This window comes from Tumebacillus amylolyticus (assembly GCF_016722965.1).
Lineage (GTDB): Bacteria > Bacillota > Bacilli > Tumebacillales > Tumebacillaceae > Tumebacillus > Tumebacillus amylolyticus.
Window position 1 is genome coordinate 1,427,293 of sequence record NZ_JAEQNB010000001.1, and the last position, 16,173, is coordinate 1,443,465.

17 protein-coding genes and 1 other annotated feature are annotated in these 16,173 nt (G+C 53.6%); of the genes, 15 read left to right on the forward strand and 2 right to left on the reverse strand.

The features are described 5' to 3' along the window. The first annotated feature begins 354 nt into the window (after positions 1-354). The 7 genes from JJB07_RS06735 to JJB07_RS06765 all read left to right on the forward strand — a co-directional run bounded on the left by JJB07_RS06735 (position 355) and on the right by JJB07_RS06765 (position 7,128). Entirely contained in the window at positions 355-498 is a 144-nt protein-coding gene (locus JJB07_RS06735) for a hypothetical protein (RefSeq protein WP_201632521.1), read from the forward strand. A gap of 697 nt (positions 499-1,195) precedes the next feature. Then, positions 1,196-1,798 (forward strand): HNH endonuclease, encoded by a 603-nt coding sequence (locus JJB07_RS24490; RefSeq protein WP_430727218.1) that lies wholly within the window; start codon positions 1,196-1,198, stop codon positions 1,796-1,798. A 128-nt stretch (positions 1,799-1,926) separates the two neighbouring features. Next, on the forward strand, positions 1,927-2,589 hold the full coding sequence (locus JJB07_RS06745; protein ID WP_236587633.1) for a TetR/AcrR family transcriptional regulator: 663 nt from the start codon (positions 1,927-1,929) through the stop codon (positions 2,587-2,589). Between the two features lie 3 nt (positions 2,590-2,592). Next, positions 2,593-3,327 carry an ABC transporter ATP-binding protein gene (locus JJB07_RS06750; RefSeq protein ID WP_201632527.1) on the forward strand — a complete coding sequence of 245 codons (735 nt, stop codon included), beginning with the start codon at positions 2,593-2,595 and terminating at the stop codon, positions 3,325-3,327. Continuing rightward, on the forward strand, positions 3,324-4,343 hold the full coding sequence (locus JJB07_RS06755) for an ABC transporter permease (protein WP_201632530.1): 1,020 nt from the start codon (positions 3,324-3,326) through the stop codon (positions 4,341-4,343). The genes JJB07_RS06750 and JJB07_RS06755 overlap by 4 nt, the downstream gene beginning before the upstream one ends. Before the next feature lie 89 nt (positions 4,344-4,432). Then, on the forward strand, positions 4,433-6,565 hold the full coding sequence (locus tag JJB07_RS06760; RefSeq protein WP_201632532.1) for an alkaline phosphatase PhoX: 2,133 nt from the start codon (positions 4,433-4,435) through the stop codon (positions 6,563-6,565). A gap of 164 nt (positions 6,566-6,729) precedes the next feature. Beyond that, entirely contained in the window at positions 6,730-7,128 is a 399-nt protein-coding gene (locus JJB07_RS06765) for a rhodanese-like domain-containing protein (RefSeq protein WP_201632535.1), read from the forward strand. 8 nt (positions 7,129-7,136) lie between these two features. Here JJB07_RS06765 and JJB07_RS06770 read toward each other — a convergent pair whose 3' ends face one another. After that, positions 7,137-8,336 (reverse strand): cation:proton antiporter domain-containing protein, encoded by a 1,200-nt coding sequence (locus tag JJB07_RS06770; protein WP_201632538.1) that lies wholly within the window; start codon positions 8,334-8,336, stop codon positions 7,137-7,139. 85 nt (positions 8,337-8,421) lie between these two features. Beyond that, positions 8,422-9,528 carry a HupE/UreJ family protein gene (locus JJB07_RS24375; protein WP_201632541.1) on the reverse strand — a complete coding sequence of 369 codons (1,107 nt, stop codon included), beginning with the start codon at positions 9,526-9,528 and terminating at the stop codon, positions 8,422-8,424. A gap of 312 nt (positions 9,529-9,840) precedes the next feature. Between JJB07_RS24375 and ytxC the strand changes: the two genes are divergently transcribed. The 8 genes from ytxC to pheS all read left to right on the forward strand — a co-directional run bounded on the left by ytxC (position 9,841) and on the right by pheS (position 16,168). After that, positions 9,841-10,764, forward strand: a complete 924-nt coding sequence (gene ytxC, locus JJB07_RS06780) for a putative sporulation protein YtxC (RefSeq protein ID WP_201632544.1) — start codon at positions 9,841-9,843, stop codon at positions 10,762-10,764. Positions 10,765-11,164: 400 nt separating this feature from the next. Next, positions 11,165-11,683 carry a translation initiation factor IF-3 gene (gene infC, locus JJB07_RS06785; protein ID WP_201632782.1) on the forward strand — a complete coding sequence of 173 codons (519 nt, stop codon included), beginning with the start codon at positions 11,165-11,167 and terminating at the stop codon, positions 11,681-11,683. Positions 11,684-11,714: 31 nt separating this feature from the next. Further along, entirely contained in the window at positions 11,715-11,912 is a 198-nt protein-coding gene (gene rpmI / locus JJB07_RS06790) for a 50S ribosomal protein L35 (RefSeq protein WP_109688517.1), read from the forward strand. 52 nt (positions 11,913-11,964) lie between these two features. Beyond that, entirely contained in the window at positions 11,965-12,318 is a 354-nt protein-coding gene (rplT, locus tag JJB07_RS06795) for a 50S ribosomal protein L20 (protein WP_201632547.1), read from the forward strand. Between the two features lie 126 nt (positions 12,319-12,444). Then, positions 12,445-13,101 (forward strand): potassium channel family protein, encoded by a 657-nt coding sequence (locus tag JJB07_RS06800; RefSeq protein WP_201632549.1) that lies wholly within the window; start codon positions 12,445-12,447, stop codon positions 13,099-13,101. Between the two features lie 13 nt (positions 13,102-13,114). Then, complete coding sequence (locus JJB07_RS06805; RefSeq protein WP_201632552.1) at positions 13,115-13,909, forward strand: TrmH family RNA methyltransferase; 795 nt, start codon at positions 13,115-13,117, stop codon at positions 13,907-13,909. A gap of 464 nt (positions 13,910-14,373) precedes the next feature. Continuing rightward, positions 14,374-14,724, forward strand: coding sequence for a DUF2512 family protein (locus JJB07_RS06810; RefSeq protein WP_201632555.1), 351 nt, complete (start codon positions 14,374-14,376; stop codon positions 14,722-14,724). Between the two features lie 70 nt (positions 14,725-14,794). After that, positions 14,795-15,062 (forward strand) — a binding site (T-box leader). A 41-nt stretch (positions 15,063-15,103) separates the two neighbouring features. Then, positions 15,104-16,168 carry a phenylalanine--tRNA ligase subunit alpha gene (pheS, locus tag JJB07_RS06815; RefSeq protein ID WP_201632557.1) on the forward strand — a complete coding sequence of 355 codons (1,065 nt, stop codon included), beginning with the start codon at positions 15,104-15,106 and terminating at the stop codon, positions 16,166-16,168. Positions 16,169-16,173 lie beyond the last annotated feature (5 nt).

Genomic DNA, 16,173 nt, shown 5'->3' on the forward strand with positions numbered 1-16,173 from the left:
TATATACAGTGACCGCGATACTCTGCACTTTCAAAATGCGACACACATCATGGTGGTGCGCCTAAAGTTACTATATAGAAAGAACGAAGGAGATCCCTTCGGACTGACGTAGGAAAAACGTTGACGTAAAGCGGTTTCATATGCGCCTATTTATCCCGGTCATAGCTCAGTTGGTAGAGCACCACCTTGACATGGTAGGGGTCACAGGTTCGAGTCCTGTTGATAGCACCAAATGGATTTGGAGAGATGCTCCTTCCTCGTTTTCATGCGAGGGAGGGGCGTTTTTTTGTGACCTCTCGATTGTTAAAATTGTGAAGTGTACTGGTATTTGGTCAAGAGTGAGGGGCAGACGACATGCGAACTTTTTTGTCCGATTATTTTGATCTACAGGAACTGGATGCCGGTATCTTTGCGGCGATCTCGAAGGGCGAAGCTGTTGTTAGTAATACGGGGATCGTGGATTTGGGAGATTGGACGCTGGTGCTGATTCTGTCGTAATCTCCACGACTATGGCGAAGCAATTTGTTCACGATGAGGATTCCAACTACATCGAACGATACAAGGAAATGTGGCGAAACATCATGGACAAGACGTCACAGGAGAAAATTTCCATCATCGGCGGACCTCATCGTCCTTCGGAGGCAAGCCGTGGTTGGGGGAAGCCATTCATGAAGAGTGGCTGCTGGCCCTCCGGTGACGATTTATGACGTAGAGGTTGTGGAAGAGGTCCTTCGAGCCCATTGGAAGCAATAACCTATGTAGAAATCAAAGTCATTCAGGTAGCTCAACCGGGCCATGATGGTAGTTGATATGTATCTCTTATTAATAATTGGTTCCACAGCATGGAGTTTGATCTCCTTTATCTCTGCAGTTTAAACATAGATTCGCCCCGCAAAATTCACACTCTCCGTCAAGGACATCTAACTCGAAGCTAGTATGACAACCTTCGCAGACAAACTTTGCATCTCTCACAAAAAACAACTCCTTTTTGGTTTTGTATTTTATAGTGTAAGTGAAATGTGTAGAATGGGAAAGGTATTAATTCGCAAGGAGGCTGCGATGAATGCACACAAGGCAGTTAGGGACTTCCGATCTAAAAATGGATGGCTTGGTAACCGCTTGCTTTGAAAGTGGCAAAACGGCTACCCCGTTGCGATTCATAAAACAAATACTGGAGGAGGCAGAGGCACGAAAGATGAAAGAGAATGTCCTGTACCCAGTACTTGATCTATCTTTGCCTACACGTCTAAGACTGTTTGCATTCAGATACTCTCGACCGTTCTTGCAAGAGCAAATTGTTTATTTTAATGTTCGATTAGAAGTTCCTAAGGTTGTGAGGTTTGTAGAGCTCCGTAATGAAATAGAAGAACAGGTCCCATCACTTACAGAGCCGAGTACGAGTAGCGTGTCTAGTAGACGAAATCGAGAGGAAAAGTTCAAAAATCTTGTAAAGCGTCTATATGATGATCGCTGTGCAGTCTGCTGTTCTTCTCTACGAGACCCGGATGGAAATCCTGAGGTACAAAGTGCTCATATCTATCCCAAAAGTAAAAATGGTAGTGATGATCTACGCAACGGGCTTTGCCTATGTCGTATGCACCATTGGGCTTTCGACGTTGGTTGGTTTTCGATTTCGGATAGTTACGGGGTTCTTATCCGATCAGATTTGCCGCAGACTTCAGATTATGAGTTTATTCGAAGCCGAAAGGGAATGAAGATTCGATTACCAAAGGATCAAATGTTTCACCCCCATCAACTTTTTTTACAAGCACATCGTAATTTGATGGGATTTGAATGAGATTTCTCCAAAACCTGACCTCCCCGGAGATCAGGTTTTTTACGATTGCATGATCTTCCCATCTGTCATATACTCTGAGTAACGACTCACTGAGTGAGTACTCAATCTGTATCAATGGAGGGCCCCCCTTGAACGACGACCTACAGAACCTTGAACAAATCGAAGAAACAGCCGAGCAATGGACTGATAAACACTGGCAAATCCTCGAAGCCGCTGTCAAAGTTTTTTCCGAAAAAGGCTTCAACGCCTCCCGTACCAGTGAAGTGGCGAAGGAGGCGGGGGTGTCGGAGGGCACCGTTTTCAATTATTTCAAGACCAAGAAAGACCTGCTCAAAGGCATGCTGATCCCCTTGCTTCTCCGCTTCTTCCGCCCGTGGCTCTTGCGCGGCGTGGAGAAGATCTTCAACAATCGGCAGGGCCGTCCCGTCGAGGATGTCATGACCGACCTCGTTCGAGATCGCGTACACCTCGCCCAAGCAAACCTGCCTCTCATCAAAGCCATCGCGTCGGAGGCACCGTTTCAACCGGAATTGTTTGCCCCGGTTCGCGAGCAGATTCTGCCGCAAATTCTCGAAGTGGCAACGCGCTTTTTCCAAGAAGAGATGGAGAAGGGGACGTTTCGAACCATCGACCCGCTGCTGGCGTTTCGCGGGTTGCTCTCGATGTTGGCGGGCTATGTGATCATGCGCAACATCGCCCCGGAGGAGTTTCAGTTGCAAGAAGAGGAAGTCGAAATCCGACGGCTGGTCGATCTGTATCTACACGGCCTGTTGCCGCGAGAGGAGTCCTGACTTATGGAGAGAGATCAACAAGTGGTAGTCGAAGTACGAGGTCTGGTGCAGGAATTTGGCAAGCGCCGCGTGTTGGACGACATCTCGTTCGCCGTGCATCGCGGTGAAATTCTCGGTCTGCTCGGTCCGTCCGGTTCGGGAAAAACGACGCTGGTCAAAGCCATCGCCGCCATCGGCACGTACACAGCAGGAGAAGTCACGGTGCTGGGCGAACGCATGCCGAGCCTTGGCAAGATCGGTCGCATCGGGTACATGGCGCAAGCAGACGCCCTCTACCAAGACCTGACCGGGCTCGATAACCTGCACTTTTTCGGCGAGCTCTACGGCGTCCCGAAAAAGCGACGCACGGAGCGCATCGCAGAACTGTTGGAACTCGTGCAGTTGACCGACGCCGCCAAGCGTCCCGTTCAGACATACTCGGGCGGCATGAAGCGCCGTCTGTCGCTGGCGGTCGCACTTTTGCATCAACCTGAACTTCTCATCCTCGACGAGCCGACCGTCGGGATCGATCCGGTGTTACGAAGGGATTTCTGGCAGGAGTTCCTGCGCTTGCAAGCACAGGGGGTCTCGATCATCATCACCACGCACGTCATGGACGAAGCGGAACATTGCAACCGTCTCGGTCTCGTGCGCGATGGAAAAATGATGGCACTGAACACGCCGGAAGCTTTGAAAACACAAACGGGAGCCTCTACGATTGAAGAAGCGTTCCTGTGCTTTGGAGGTGTTACGCTGTGAGAACATGGGCCCTTTGCAAACGCGTCGTCAAACAACTCGGCCGTGACAAACGCACGATTGCGATGCTTTTCGTCGCACCGCTTCTCGTCCTCTCGCTGTTAAGTGTCGTCATGACGAATTCGGCGACGACTTCGAAGATTGATGCCGTCAACTTGCCGGCACCGCTCGTCGAACAACTCAAGAAAACGGACGCCACGATCCACGAAGTCTCGCTCGATTCTGCCAAGCAAGACCTCAACGATCTCAAAGCCGATGCGTATCTGGAAGTCCGAGACGGCAAGCCTCATCTGATGCTCGAAGGCTCCGATCCGGTGGTCAACCGCGCCGTTCTCCAAGCGCTCCAAGAGGCGCAACGCAGCCTCTCGCCGAACCAACAGACGCCGGAAATTTCTTATCTCTACGGCGGAAGTGACTTGACGCAACTCGACAACCTCGCGCCTGTCCTGATTGGATTTTTCATTTTCTTCTTTGTCTTCTTGCTGTCGGGAGTTGCGTTCTTGCGGGAACGCACCGCGGGGACGCTGGAACGAGTCTTGGCCACGCCGGTCCGCCGCTATGAGATCGTGCTGGGCTATTTCCTCGGATTCGGAATCTTCGCAGCTCTGCAAACTCTCTTCGTGCAATGGTTCGCGCTCTACGTCCTCGATGTCCGCTCGGTCGGGAATTTCGGGTCGGTTCTGTTGACGAACTTGCTGATCGCCACCGTCGCCCTGTCGCTTGGCACGTTGCTCTCGGCCTTCGCACGCAACGAATTCCAGATGGTGCAGTTCATCCCGCTCGTCGTCGTCCCGCAGATTTTCCTGAGCGGCATGTTCGACATGCGCAACTTCCCGGACTGGGTCACGGCGCTCTCGAACATCTTGCCGCTCACCCAAGGAGCGAATGTGTTGCGCTCGTTGATGCTGCGCGGGCAGGGTCTTGCGGACAATGGAGTTTCGCTGTGGATTCTCGCAGGGTACGGCGTTCTGTTCCTCACCCTCAACACAATCGCGTTAAAACGTTATCGCCGCGTGTGAAACTTTTACATTTGCTTCAACCCAGCTCCATACTCGATTGGTAGAGTATGGACATAGACAAGACACCAAGGGTTGGAGGAATGTAAACCATGAAGAAAAAAGCTCTGCTCCCGGTACTGGCACTCTCGCTTGCGATCCCGTTCTCGGTACCGGCTCATGCTGTCACCAACGCACCGATCACGGTAAAGTCTGTCGAGTTCCTGGGCACCGACGCTTCGAACAACGCCGCCGACATGGCGAAGGTTTACACGAACGCATCTGTAAAAGTTACCTACAGCAACGGTGTAGAGAAACTCTACCCGCTGACGTATAAGACGCTTTTCAAATCAACAGACAAAATCAACGGCACTCCGGCAGGACTCTCCGTGGATGCAAAGGGCAAGCCGATCCTGGACAACTCGATTCCGACCGACCCGCAACCGTTCGTATCGGACGACCCGGACTCCAACTCTCTGCTTCAAGTGCAGGGCATGGCTCCGACCGCATTGGGTGGCAACCCGCTGTCGCTCGTCACGCATTATGAATACATCACCAAGGACAACGCAGGCACGTCCGCGTACGGCATCATCCCGGCCTCGATGTCTCTGACCACGATCGACCAAAACAAAACCAACGGCATGCTCAAAGCCACCGATCTGAAAAAAATCGACTTCTCCGGCGTGAACGGCCTTTGGATCCCGTGCAACGGCTCGCTCTCTCCGTGGAACACCCACCTCGGTTCGGAGGAGTACGAAGCGGACGCTCGCGCATTTGCCGCCGATCCGACCAAAACCTACGTCGCGTCGTACACGCAAAGCTACTACCAAGACAAGACCAAGAGAGGCAACCCGTATCTCTACGGCTACATCCCGGAAGTCACCGTGAACGCGGACAACTCGACCTCCGTCGTCAAGCACTACTCCATGGGCCGCTTCTCGCATGAACTCTCCAAAGTGATGCCCGACAACCGCACCGTCTACTTCGGCGACGACGGCTCCAACACGATGATGTTCATGTACATCGCCGACAAGGAAAAAGACCTCACCGCCGGCACCCTCTACGCGGCGAAATGGCACCAAACCTCCGACCAAAACGGCGGTGCGGCCAACCTCGAATGGATCAAGTTGGGTCACGCGACCGACGCAGAAGTGAAAAGCTATCTCGACAAGGGTTTGACGTTCAACGACTTGTTCGAAACGGCTGACAAGGAAACCCCGGGCTTCACCAAGATCAAAACCTACCCGTCCGGCACCGTTGAATATCTGAAAGTCAAACCGGGCATGGAGCAAGCGGCTGCGTTCCTCGAAGCTCGCCGGTACGGTGCGATCCAAGGCGCGACCTACGAGTTCAACAAAATGGAAGGCGTCACCCTGAACGCCAAGGACAAAAAAGTCTACGTCGCCATGTCCTACGTGGAAAAAGGCATGACGGTCGACTCCAAAAACGAACTCCAAGACGACATCAAACTGCCGAAAATGTCCTCCGGCGTCACCTACGAACTCTCCTTGCAAGGCGGGCAATCCGACCGTTCCGGCAACCCAATCGACTCCCAATACGTCGCAGGCACCATGCAAGGCCTGATCGTGGGCGAAGACCTCGCGAAACCGGACGCGCTCGGCAACTTGGCGAACGTGGACAAAGTCGCCAACCCGGACAATCTCTCGTACTCGGAAGACATGCGCACGCTGTTCATCGGGGAAGACTCCGGCCTGCACATCAACAACAACGTCTGGGCGTACAACATCGACACCAAAAAACTCTCGCGCCTCGTCTCGCTTCCGGCGGGTGCAGAAGGCACGGGTCTGCAGATGGTCGACAACCTGAACGGCTACTCGTACCTCATGTCGAACCTCCAGCATCCGGGCGACTTGGAAATCAAAGTCTCGGACAGCCTCAGATCGGAACTCGACCGCGAGATCAACAAAAACTTCGTCAACAAAAAAGCCGGCGTCGTCGGCTATCTCTCCGGCATGCCGGCGTTGGAAAAGGAAGTCGATCCGGAGTCTCTGAAATCCACGCTGACCCCGGTTCGTACCGCAGCTGAAGCCAAGGGCGCAACCGTTGCTTGGGACGGCTCCACCAAAACCGTCACGATCACCAAAGGAACGCGCACCCTCACGTTCATCGTCGGTGACAACGTCGTCGTGATCGACGGCAAGGAACAGGCGCTCACGGAGCTGTCCAACTTCCAGAACGACCGTGCCGCACTCCCGATGAACGTCCTGAACGACTTCTTGAAGTAAGAACGAACGGCCGAATCAAAAAGAGCCTGTGTCCCTTCCCTGAGGGTCACAGGCTTTTTTCATCACATCGGCAGGAGCGATCTCAACAATCGAAACTATCAGTTTCACGTATGACTTGGCTCCGTGCTACGATACTTCCAACATCTGTTGAGGAGGTTTTTCCTATGTACGAAAGCAAGACCCTGGCCCATCCTGCCGCCGACCCGCAGGACGCGAATCGTTATTTTTTGACGAAGTTGTCTCTGGAAACGGATGTCGCCGACGTGATCGTCGATTTGCAAAACGGCCCTCTGCCATACGTTCTGCTCGACGCCCGCAGCACGGCACATTTCGAAGCGGGGCATGTCCCCGGCGCGGTCTCGTTGCCGCAAACGCAGATCACGGCGGAAACCACCGCGCACTTTGACCGTCAGCGTCTCATCGTCACCTACTGCTGGGGCCCTGCGTGCAACGGAGCAACCAAGGCGGCCGCGAAACTGAGCGCCCTCGGGTTCCAAGTCAAAGAGATGATCGGCGGCTTCGAATACTGGCAAAAAGAAGGCGGCCCCGTCGCCTATCAATAAAAAAAAGCTCACGGCCGCAGAGGTCCGTGAGCTTTTTTCATCAGCGAGAACAGCAGGGGGGAGCAGATGCAGGTCACGATGCCGACGACGAGCATCGCTTCTTCGATCTCACGCGGAATGACGTGCAGTTGCACGCCGATCGAAGCCGCCACGATGACGAGCGTCATCCGAGACGAAAGCAACAGTCCGCCGGCCAGTCGTTCCCGCAAAGGCATCGCGCCGCCAAACCAGAGCATCGGCAGGAGCTTCACCCCATAGGCGCACAGCAAGAGCAGCGGCACCCACGTTCGAGCCGTCTCCGAGGCGAAGAACGCCCCGAGATCAAACTGCGCCCCCACCGTCACGAAAAAGATCGGAATCACGAAACTGTACCCGATGCTCTCCATCTGTTGACGCAACGGATTTTTCTCCGGCAGACGGAAGCTGGACACCAACAGCCCGACCAAGAAACTTCCCAAGATCGGCTCCGACCCTGTCCAATCGGTCATGACCCCGAAGAGTCCGAGCAAGGCGAGCACGCCCTGCATTTTCAAAACGCCGTTTCCGCCAAACCAAGAATCCCAGAACTTGCTGCGGTACAGTCGCAGAATCGCCACATAGAACGCCGCAACCAGCGGAATCAACAACCCGACCGTCAACTGTCGCCAAGAGAATCCGTTCTTGACCCAATCGGCTGCCACAGAAATGCCGAGCATCGTCAGCAGATCGGCAAGCAGCGCCGCCGTCAGCAGGGTTTGCCCGTAGACCGTTCGCAACAACCCGCGCTCTTTCAAAACCGGCAAGATGATGCCAAGCGACGTGGTCGAGAGAATCAACATCATCATCCACGGTTGAATCTGCGGGTCGATCACATGCATGCCCCAAGCGAGTGCATACGAGAGCACCGCCGTGGCTGCAAACAGCAAGAGGGCTTTCTGCAACAACTTCGGCCCGTCACGACGCGGTACGAGCAAGCGCAAGTCCACTTCGAGCCCCGACAGAAACATCAGGTAGAACAGCCCGAACTGACTGACTCCGCCAAGCCAACCGCTCTGCTCCTTCCAAATCGGCGAGACCGTCTGCCCGAGGAACAGCCCGAACAAGATATACGCGATCACCGTCGGGATGCGCAACCACGGCAGATGCGCCGTCGCTCGTTGCAAGAGAAACGCGGACAGCAAGATCCAGAACAGCGGGAGCAACACGCTTTGTCCATCGATGGGAACCACCTCCCTGTCCCCATTTCTATTCCCAACCCGAAATGTCTATGAAAAAAGCTCGTGTCCGCACCGGGGCGGACACGAGCTCTTTTTCCTAAACCGCGAGGAACGGCAGGATGTTCAACTCAAACGCGCGTTGCATGAACCAGATCAGACCGAACAGAGCGACGCCGCCGGAGATGCCGCGCACGACCCAGACGTTCCAGTTGAAACGACCGATGTAGAGGATGATCGGCAGCAAGACGATGACGACCAGCAATTGTCCGATTTCAACCCCGACGTTGAACGTCAGCAGGGCTTCGAGGAAGTGGTTCTTGGGCACTTGCGTTTCGGCAAGCGCTCCTGCGAATGCAAAGCCGTGGACGAGGCCGAAGAATCCGGTCAACACCCAGCGGTAGTTCGTGTTTTTGATAAATTGGTTTTCAATGCCCACGTAGAGGATCGTGACGGCGACCAACGATTCGATCAAACGGGTGGGTAGCGTAACTACGCTCATCGCCGAGAGAATCAGCGTCACGGAGTGGGCGACGGTGAAGGACGTGACGATTTTCAAGATGTTCTTGAAGGAGCCGCCGAGGATGATCAAGGTGAGCAGGAACGCCAGATGGTCGTACCCGGTCAAGATGTGCTCGATGCCCATGAGCACGAATTGTCCGAGCGTGCTCCAGAAGGAGAGTTCAACGCCCGCTTCCATCGCGAGGTGACGGGTGGAGTTGGTGAAAACGAACTCGTCGGTTTTGTCGCCGTTCTCGATGGTGGCGACGTTTTTGTGCATGCCGTTGGAGTTTTCGAAGAAGATGTTGTAGTCGAAGTCGATCTTGTCGATCAGCTCGTCCGAGGTGAAGGTGAGGTCGAATTGGACGTTGGCAAGGTCGGGTACGGAGACGGCTTCGAGTGCTACAGGCATCTCCTTGCCGTTGTTCTTGACGTGGAAGCCGGACTTGATATAGTCGAACGATTTGTCCTTGATTTGCGACGAGAGTTTCGCCTCGTCGAGCGATTGCGTTTTCTCAATGTCAAAGCCGTTGATCTCCAAGATCGATTTCTGGTCGATCAGGAGGGACACGTGCATTTTGGTGTTCTCAAATGTGATCTTCGAGGAAGCCAGGGACTGTTGATGGGCGGATGCCGGTCGAGCGAGCAATAGGCTAAACAGGAAGAAAATTGAGAGAATTGCGGAGATTGTAGATCTCGTTCTCACAATAAGCGGCCCCTTTCTCTAGTAAATAGATATAAAAACATTGTAGCACAAGATTCAAGTCTAGAGAAAGTTTCGAGAACTATCCATTTGGAGGGTTGCCAAACCTCCTGTTTCGTAGGAAACTCTCTAATAAGAGAGTTTATCTGAACTATACTATTGAAATATGAGAACATCTACGAATGGAAAACTCCCTTCCAATTTACTCTTGTTCGCATCCTAGCAAGAAGCGTACAAGTATACAAGCTAATTCACGCGCATACAATGAGGAATAACACCACGGATCGACAGAAAGTCTTGAAAGGGGTGACCCCATTGAAAAAGTTTACGATTGGCGCTGAAAAGTTTGCGGAAGCGCTGGGCGGCTGTCTGCAGGAAGCGGATGACAAATTGAAGGAACTGGGAGTGTCGTTGCAAGGAGAGCAATTCACGCGAGGCACCTACACGTTTTTTACATATCGATTGGGCGGGACGACCGAAGGGAAACCCGATGAGTTGACGGAACTCGTCGTGCGTACGCTCTCAGAGGCTGTGGGCGAATTCATCACCGACGTCTGGGAACGCTCGGAGATGGAGCGTATCGTCGCGAACGACTTCTATTACTATGCCGCCGATGAAGTCGAATATCTCGCCGACTCGGCGGTGCGGATGCTGGCGGAACTCAAAGATGCAGACGGGATGTCTCTGCGCCGCCGACACATCGTGGATTCGGTGGCGGAGCAGTTGGCGAACTCCCGAGAGTTGTTGGTGGAAGGGTTGCTGCGGTTCCGGATGCATGCGTTGCAGGCTGACTTGCATCGTGTGATCGAGCAGGCGATCGATGAGTACTTGATGGAGCTTGAATATCAAGAATTCGTCAAGTTGCTCCGCTATTTCTTGCAAGCCCAAGAACCGGGGGTGCCGCTTCTGCACATGGTCTGCCATGAGGAGGGAGTTTCTCCGCGCTTGTTTGACGGGGAGGGACGACCGCTTGTGCTCGATGAGATCGAAGGCGCCAAGCAGCAGCAGAATTTGCGCGACTGCGGCGTCATGATCGAAGAGACGATGAGCGCGTTGATCTCCGCCGCTCCGCAGAAGGTTCACATCCACTTGGCGCACGGCCGGGACCTCGTCCCGCCGATCGTGGAGACGGTGAAAAAAGTCTTCGCCGAGTCTGCCGTCCTCTGCTCCGACTGCCCGCTTTGTGAAGAAGCGCGCACGTGGCACCCGACGACGAATGCCGTCGACCGCAAAATGTGACAAGTTTTGCAAAAAAGTGTTGACATAGGCAGGCTGGTTGTTTATATTGATTACAAAGCAAGACGGATTCTCTAGTACAAGTTGCTGTCAGCGCTTTTGCCTTTGCTGCAGGGAGCAGAGGTGGGGGCGCTTTTTTACGAAATTTGATCTGTATTGCTTGACTGTGACTCTGAGTCATGGTACGATGCAATACGGAAGTTCATATGGCACATGACCACAAGCAGAAGCACTCGCGCTTCTCGCCCAGGAACGCTCGATGAGCAGTGAACGGGTTTTGGAGTTTGAATTGTCACGACCGAAATGTCGTCTTTTCATATGCGAGTGTATGACTTACACGTCATGCACTCGCATATTTGTTTTTCTGCAAGGTTTTGCCCAGAACTTCAGGAGGTGACAGGTTATTAGCAAAGAAGAGGTTCAAATCAATGATGGCATCCGTGCTCGTGAAGTACGGTTGATCGACGCGAATGGTGACCAGCTCGGGATCAAGTCTCTGCGTGAAGCGATGCAGATCGCAGGTGAGAAGAACTTGGACCTGGTCAACGTGGCTCCGACCGCGAAGCCGCCGGTTTGCCGGATCATGGACTACGGCAAGTTCCGCTACGAGCAGAGCAAGAAGGAAAAGGAAGCCCGCAAGAACCAGAAAATCGTCTCCATCAAGGAAGTTCGCATGACCCCGAACATCGAGGAACATGACTTCCAGACCAAGTTGCGCAACACCGTCAAATTCCTCAAGGAAGGCGACAAAGTCAAAGCATCCGTCCGCTTCCGTGGTCGTGAAATCACGCATACGGAAATCGGTCAGCGCGTTCTGAACAAACTCGCTGAGGAATGTGCAGACATCGCAACGGTTGAGCGTCACCCGAAGCTCGAAGGCCGCAGCATGATCATCATCCTGTCGCCGAAAACAACCAACTAATATTTAGACTCGATTTGGAGGTCACGCAATCATGGCTAAGATGAAAACTCACCGCGGCGCGGCGAAGCGTTTCAAAAGAACTGGTTCTGGCAAACTGAAGCGTTCCCACGCTTACCGTAGCCACATGTTCTCCAACAAGGAAACCAAGGTAAAACGTCACCTGCGCAAATCCGCGATGGTTCACCCGTCCGACCAAAAGCGCATTGAGCAAATGCTCACCTACCTGTAAGACCATTACATCCACATACGCAACGTTTTTGATTGCATAGGAGGTTACTGAAATGCCGAGAGTTAAAGGTGGTACCGTTACCCGCCGTCGTCATAAAAAAGTCCTGAAGCTGGCACGCGGTTTCCGCGGTTCCAAGCATCGCCTGTTCCGTACTGCTAACCAGCAGGTCATGAAATCCCTGATGTACGCATACCGCGACCGTCGCCAGAAGAAGCGCGACTTCCGCAAACTGTGGATCGCTCGTATCAACGCGGCAGCTCGCCTCAACGGCCTGTCCTACTCCAAGCTGATCCACGGCCTGAAAACCGCTGGCGTCGAAGTCAACCGCAAGATGCTGGCTGACCTCGCTGTTAACGATGCAGCAGCTTTCGGCGAACTCGCTACCCTCGCAAAAGGCAGCAAGTAAGCCAAAGCAAATGAAAAGACCTGACCTTCTGGGCCAGGTCTTTTTTTTCTGGGCAAAATGGGGTAGGCTACGAAGAGATACATATACGCAGGGATTGGGATTTGTGGAGGAGGCGAAAGGACGCAGATGGCACAAAAGCAATTTGCGGTCATTGGGTTGGGGCGTTTTGGCAGCAGTGTCGCTCGGACGTTGTATGAAATGGGGTATGATGTGCTCGGCATCGATATGGATGAAGAGCTCGTGCAAGACTCTGTGGATACTGTGACGCATGCTGTGGCGTGCGACTCGACCGATGAGAGTGCGTTGAAGTCGATTGGGATTCGCAATTTTGATGTTGTCGTTGTCGCGATCGGGGATGATGTGCGAAGCTCCATCCTGACCACGCTGATCTTGAAAGAGATGGGCGTGAAGATGATCGTCGTCAAAGCGCAGGATACGATGCATGGCAAGGTGTTGGAGAAGATCGGGGCGGACCGTGTCGTCTATCCGGAACGCGATATGGGCGCGCGTGTCGCTCACAACCTGATCTCGCCGAACATTGTGGATTATATTGAGTTGGCCGAAGATTACTCGATCTTGGAGATTCAAGCACCGAGTAAGTTCGTGGGGCGTTCGCTGGAGCAGATTGATATTCGCCGGAAGTATGGGTGCAATGTCATGGCGATCAAGCATCGGACGCATATTAACATTGCTCCCATTGCAAGCGACATCATCCATGAAGGGGATGTGTTGGTCGTGGTGGGCCGCAATGAGGATCTGGATGAATTGGACGAAACGAGATAAGGTGGCGTAGCAGATGGAACAGATCATCTCAACGAAGAACAACAAGGTTAAGCAGTGGGCGTCTTTGAAGCAGAAAAAGTTTCGGAATTCGACGGGGCTTTATCTGTTAGAAGGGGTCCGTTTGGTTGAGGAAGCGATTGATGCGGGGGCTCCGGTTGTCGAAATTTTGATCAGCGGCGATCCGCAGTCGGGGCGTTTTGACCGGATTATTACCGGCGCGACCGGGCTTGGGGTTGAGCTGTACGAGGTTTCGGAGTCTGTGCTCGAACATGTGGCGGATACGCAGTCGCCGCAGGGGGTTATCGCGGTCGTCAAGAAGAGCGAGGGCGATGCGTTTGCCTTTGTTGCGAATAAGGAAAAACCGTTGTATCTGCTGCTGGATGGGATTCAGGACCCGGGGAATTTGGGGACGATGATCCGTACGGCCGATGCGGTTGGGGCGACGGGTGTCTTTGTCGGTGCTAGTTGTGTGGATGTGTACAACCCGAAAGTTGTTCGCGCGACGATGGGGTCTATGTTCCACCTCCCTGTGTTTGATGTAGAGCTGAAGGAACTGCTGCCGAAGTTGAAAGAGTTGGGTGTGTCGGTGGTGGGGACTGCTGTTGATACCGATCAGACTGTGTTCGCGGCAGACTTTGGTGGGGCGGTGGCTTTGGTCATTGGTTCCGAGGCTCACGGGGTTTCCGATGAGATCGCCGGATTGGTCGATACTCAGGTCATGCTGCCTATGCCGGGCAAGGCTGAGTCGTTGAATGCTGCGATTGCGGCTTCTGTTATGCTGTATGAGGCTTTGCGTCAGCGGATTTAGGCTGGGTGGTACGGGGGAGTGGGGTTGGGGGGCGGTCGGGTTCCGGTAGAAGTCCCCTCCCTTTGATTGAGTTTTTTGTAGGTACGGGAGGGGACTTCTAAAGTCACCACTCCCTGCCCCCCAACCCCCCTCCCCCTAAGCACAAACTCCCACTCATAAAGGGTTTTAGGGATAAGGGCAATTCAAGAGCAAGTTCTAGGGCAAGACCTCCATGAAAGGGGGTCTTTTTGTTTTTGGGGCCCTTTTTTTGAGATCCTTTTTTGAGTTCTTTGGGTTTCGTGGCCGGAGGGGGCTTGCAGCGGAGGGCGGGGATATCGTTGGAGGAGCGAGTTCTCTAACGAGGCGGTTTTCCTCGTTAGGGTGTCTGAGCGGGGCAACGATGTCCCCGACCGGAGCCGACCACAAACTCTCATAATAACTCTGCTCTCCGGGCATCCTCTTAGTATCATAGGAGGTGCTAGGGAATGAATCAGGTGCTAGGCTTCATCGTAAAGTACCTTCTGACGGTGGCATGTATTTATTTTGTGGCATTGTTCACGCCGAGGCACGGGTATTTGAATCTGGCCCACGCCCTCGTGCTCGGTCTGATCATTACCGTTGTGAATTTTGTGATTGACGCCATCGTGCCGAAAGCGGTCAATTCGATCCTGGCTGTTACGTTGGAGTTTGTTGTGACCGTTTTGGTTGTGAAGTTTGGGGATTTGTTGTTCTACAATTTGAGTGTGAACTGGTACTTTGCTCTGTTCTGCGGGTTGACGGTCGCTCTCGCCGAAGTGTTTTATCACCAGAAGTTTGTGCGCAAGGCGGAGATGTAAGTTTTTACATGGATGAAGTTGCATTTGGATGTGGGGTATACTATACTAAGTAGCAACAATTGAAGATGGTGTATCAGCGATGATGGAGAGAGTAGGCATTATGTTGGAACGTATCAGGGAATGGGTGTCACCGACTGCAAGCACCCTTGCGCATCCGAATGCTGAAGTTCACTCCGTAGCTGCTCGCTTGAAGGAGCTCCCTTTTACCTGGAGCTTTGGGTAGGGCGTGCCGGTGTGTCAACACCGTTATCTTGCAATGAAGTGGAGTTTTTAGGCATGCGTTTTTTGTGCCTATTGCTCAATAAGGGTGGTACCGCGAAGACCTTTTCGTCCCTTGTGGAGGAAGGGTCTTTTTTATTTTTCTAGGAGGGAATTTGACATGAGAGAACAGCTGCAAGCGCTCAAGGAACAAGCGCTGACCGATCTGCAAGCTCAAGATTCGTTGCAAGCACTCGGCGACTGGAAAGTGAAGTATCTGGGAAAAAAAGGGGAACTGACCGCCATCTTGCGCGGCATGGGCGGCCTCAGCGCCGAAGAACGTCCCGTCATCGGCCAACTGGTCAACGACGTCCGCGATGCTCTCGAAGCGGCTCACAATGAGAAGGAAGCCGACTTCAAGAAAGCGGAGCGCAACAAACGTTTGGCTGAGGAAGCGATCGACGTCACGTTGCCGGGCCGTTCCATCTCCGTGGGCTCCGAACATCCGTTGAACCAACTGATCCGCGATATCGAAGACATTTTCGTAGGGCTTGGCTTCACCGTCGAGGACGGGCCGGAAGTCGAGTACGACTACTTCAACTTTGAAGCGATGAACGTGCCCAAGAACCACCCGGCACGCGACATGCAAGATACGTTTTATGTGACCGAGGAGATTTTGATGCGTACGCAAACGTCTCCGGTCCAAGCTCGCGTCATGGGCGCCAAAGCGGCAGAAGCTCGTGCCAAAGGCCAGGAATACCCGGACCCGATTCGCATCATCTCGCCGGGCCGCGTCTATCGTCGCGACGATGACGATGCCACTCACTCCCATGCGTTCATGCAGATCGAAGGTCTCGTCGTCGATCACAACATTCGCATGAGTGACCTGAAAGGTACGTTGCTGACGTTCGCTCGCGAGATCTTCGGCGATTCGGTGCAAGTGCGTCTGCGTCCGAGCTACTTCCCGTTCACGGAACCGTCTACCGAGGTGGATGCAACGTGTCACAACTGCGGCGGTAGCGGGTGCCGGACTTGTAAGGGAACGGGCTGGATCGAGATTCTGGGTGCCGGCATGGTGCATCCGAGCGTGCTCGAAATGGCCGGCTACGACCCGAAAGTATTCTCGGGCTTCGCGTTCGGGATGGGCGTGGAACGCACCGCGATGCGTCGCTACAGCATCGAGGACATTCGTGGCTTCTACCAGAACGATGTGCGCCTGATGCAGAACTTCAAGTCGCGGATGTAGGAGGA

Coding starts and splice junctions, on each gene's coding strand:
- JJB07_RS06760 (WP_201632532.1), top strand. CDS start 4,433: ATGAAGAAAAAAGCTCTGCTCCCGGTACTGGCACTCTCGCTTGCGATC.
- JJB07_RS06800 (WP_201632549.1), top strand. CDS start 12,445: ATGGCACAAAAGCAATTTGCGGTCATTGGGTTGGGGCGTTTTGGCAGC.
- JJB07_RS24490 (WP_430727218.1), top strand. CDS start 1,196: ATGAAAGAGAATGTCCTGTACCCAGTACTTGATCTATCTTTGCCTACA.
- rplT (WP_201632547.1), top strand. CDS start 11,965: ATGCCGAGAGTTAAAGGTGGTACCGTTACCCGCCGTCGTCATAAAAAA.
- pheS (WP_201632557.1), top strand. CDS start 15,104: ATGAGAGAACAGCTGCAAGCGCTCAAGGAACAAGCGCTGACCGATCTG.
- JJB07_RS06810 (WP_201632555.1), top strand. CDS start 14,374: ATGAATCAGGTGCTAGGCTTCATCGTAAAGTACCTTCTGACGGTGGCA.
- rpmI (WP_109688517.1), top strand. CDS start 11,715: ATGGCTAAGATGAAAACTCACCGCGGCGCGGCGAAGCGTTTCAAAAGA.
- JJB07_RS06750 (WP_201632527.1), top strand. CDS start 2,593: ATGGAGAGAGATCAACAAGTGGTAGTCGAAGTACGAGGTCTGGTGCAG.
- JJB07_RS06765 (WP_201632535.1), top strand. CDS start 6,730: ATGTACGAAAGCAAGACCCTGGCCCATCCTGCCGCCGACCCGCAGGAC.
- JJB07_RS06735 (WP_201632521.1), top strand. CDS start 355: ATGCGAACTTTTTTGTCCGATTATTTTGATCTACAGGAACTGGATGCC.
- JJB07_RS06805 (WP_201632552.1), top strand. CDS start 13,115: ATGGAACAGATCATCTCAACGAAGAACAACAAGGTTAAGCAGTGGGCG.